The organism is Streptomyces graminilatus (assembly GCF_001418565.1).
GTDB classification, from domain to species: Bacteria; Actinomycetota; Actinomycetes; order Streptomycetales; family Streptomycetaceae; genus Streptomyces; species Streptomyces graminilatus.
Map to the genome: position 1 here is coordinate 1 of NZ_LIQQ01000519.1, position 2,401 is coordinate 2,401.

General features: G+C 71.3%; 2 protein-coding genes and 1 pseudogene. 2 read left to right on the plus strand and 1 reads right to left on the minus strand.

The features are described 5' to 3' along the window. Positions 1–117: 117 nt before the first annotated feature. Positions 118–933: an NAD-dependent epimerase/dehydratase family protein gene (locus tag AOK08_RS34780; RefSeq protein ID WP_055533455.1), complete on the minus strand. Its 816-nt coding sequence runs from the start codon at positions 931–933 to the stop codon at positions 118–120. Between the two features lie 290 nt (positions 934–1,223). Here AOK08_RS34780 and AOK08_RS34785 point away from each other — a divergent pair, with 290 nt between their 5' ends. Further along, a complete protein-coding gene (locus AOK08_RS34785; RefSeq protein WP_055533456.1) occupies positions 1,224–2,189 on the plus strand; it encodes a 5-dehydro-4-deoxyglucarate dehydratase in 966 nt (321 codons plus the stop codon). Continuing rightward, a pseudogene (locus AOK08_RS34790) lies at positions 2,186–2,401 on the plus strand (hypothetical protein); the annotation flags it as partial. The gene AOK08_RS34785 and the pseudogene AOK08_RS34790, both read left to right, overlap by 4 nt.

The window sequence follows — 2,401 nt, forward strand, 5'->3', positions numbered from 1 at the left end:
GAAGGGGCCTCGTCCTCAAGCTCCCCCAGAGGGGGGACCCCCAACGGGCTGAACGGTGCCTGGGGTCGCGCTGGAAGGAGACGGTAAGCGGGTGGGTGGGAAACAGGGGCCCGGGCCTCAGGCGCCCGGGGGCCAGATCGGGGGGTCGGTCACGAAGTGGCCGCCCAGGTTGGCGTGGGCCGGGTTCTCCGGGGTGAGGTCGCCCTGTTCGGCGATCAGTTTCTCCGCGTACGGCTCGGAGTCGTCCTGCGGCGCGTAACCGAGTGCCCGCGCCGCGCCCAGGTCCCACCACAGGCGGGTGTTGGCGGAGGAGCCGTAGACCACGGTGTGGCCGACCCCCTCGGCGGTCAGGGCCGCGTGGAAGAGACGGGCGCCGTCGGCGGGGCTCAGCCACAGGGACAGCATGCGCACGGTTCTCGGCTCGGCGAAGCAGGAGCCGATGCGGACCGAGACGGTCTCCACGCCGTGCTTGTCCCAGTAGAGCTGGGCCAGGTCCTCGCCGAAGGACTTGGAAAGGCCGTAGAAGGTGTCCGGGCGGCGCGGGGTGTCGACCGGGATCAGGGGATCGGCGCCCTGGGGGCGGGGGGTGAAGCCCACCGCGTGGTTCGAGGAGGCGAAGACGACGCGTCCCACGCCTTCCTCGCGCGCCGCCTCGTACAGGTTGTACGTGCCCTCGATGTTCGCCCGGAGGATGTTCTCGAAGGACGACTCCACCGAGATCCCGGCGAGATGGAGGATCGCGTCGACACCGCGCACCGCTTCGCGCAGCGCCGGCCGGTCGGCGAGGTCCGCGGTGATCGCGTCGGGTTCGCCCTCGACGGGGAGTTGGTCGAACAGGCGCAGTTCGTAGCCGTAGCGGGGGAGCAGGTCCCGCATCAGGGTGCCGAGTCCGCCGGCGGCGCCGGTGAGCAGAAGGGTTCGGGGGGCGGGCATCCTCGGGTCTCCTTGGGGCTCCGGAGGGGTCTCCTTCAGAGGTGAAGGTCGTATGCGTGTACGGCATTCACATCCGTGGGCACGCTAGGGAGGGGTGGCCGGTGCCGTCAAGTGTGACGCGGGGCCGTGAATTCCGCCCCCGGGATGGCCGCCGGTCGGCTTGACCCGCCCTGTGGTGGGCCCTTAGCTTGAGAATGTTCAGAGATGTAGACGCTAATCATGAGTATGTACGGATGTGTGTCGTGCATGACACGTATGGCACGCATGACACGCACGTTCAGGGAGAGCCCGTGACGCCAGCCCCTCTCGCCGCCGATCTCGCCACCCGGCTCACCGTCCCGAGTGGCCCGCTGTTCTTCCCCGTCACCGCGTACGGGCCCGACGGCTCGCTCGACCTCGACGTCTTTCGTACGCATGTGCGCCGGGGCGTCGCGGCGGGGGCCGCCGCCGTCTTCGCGTGCTGTGGCACCGGGGAGTTCCACGCGCTGACGCCCGAGGAGTTCCAGGACTGCGTACGGGCGGCGGTGGAGGAGACGGCCGGGCGGGTGCCCGTGGTCGCGGGCGCCGGATACGGCACCGCGCTCGCCGTGCGCTACGCCCGTCTCGCGGAGGAGGCCGGGGCCGACGGGCTGCTCGCCATGCCGCCGTATCTGGTGGTGGCCGGGCAGGAGGGGCTGCTGCGCCACTACCGGGAGCTGGCCGCGGCCACCGCCCTGCCGGTCATCGTCTACCAGCGCGACAACGCCGTGTTCACCCCCGGGACCGTCGTCGAGCTGGCGCGCACCGAGGGGATCATCGGGCTCAAGGACGGGCTCGGCGACCTGGACCTGATGCAGCGGATCGTGAGCGCCGTACGCACGGAGGAACCCGGCGACTTCCTCTACTTCAACGGGCTGCCGACCGCCGAACTTACCGGGCTCGCCTACCGGGGCATCGGCGTCACCCTCTACTCGTCGGCCGTCTTCTGCTTCGCGCCCGAGATCGCGCTCGCCTTCCACAAGGCGCTGGGCACCGGTGACGACGTGACCGTGAACCGGCTCCTGGACGGCTTCTACCGGCCGTTCGTCGAGCTGCGGGCACAGGGGCGCGGGTACGCCGTCTCGCTCGTCAAGGCCGGCGTACGGCAGACCGGGCTCGACGTCGGAGAGGTCCGGCCGCCGCTGCACGAGCCGGCCGAGGAACATGTCGCGCAGCTCGTACGGCTCGTGGAGCGCGGCCACGCACTGCTTGGGGCGGAGTCCGGGGGGAGCGCGTGAAGGCGTCCGCGTTCGTCTATCCCTGGGACGTCAACGGCGACCCCGACGCCGCCCGGAGGATCGCCGCGCTCGGCGTGGAACAGGTGACCCTCGCCTCCGCGTACCACTCCACGCGCGCGTTGACCCCCCGTCACCCGCGCCACCGCGTCGTCACCGCCGAGCACGCGGCCGTGCTGTACCCCACGGACGGGACGGACGGGACGGATGGGGCG

Bases quoted from the DNA above. Each gene is read 5' to 3' on its own strand.
- AOK08_RS34780 (WP_055533455.1), bottom strand. From the start codon at position 933: ATGCCCGCCCCCCGAACCCTTCTGCTCACCGGCGCCGCCGGCGGACTC.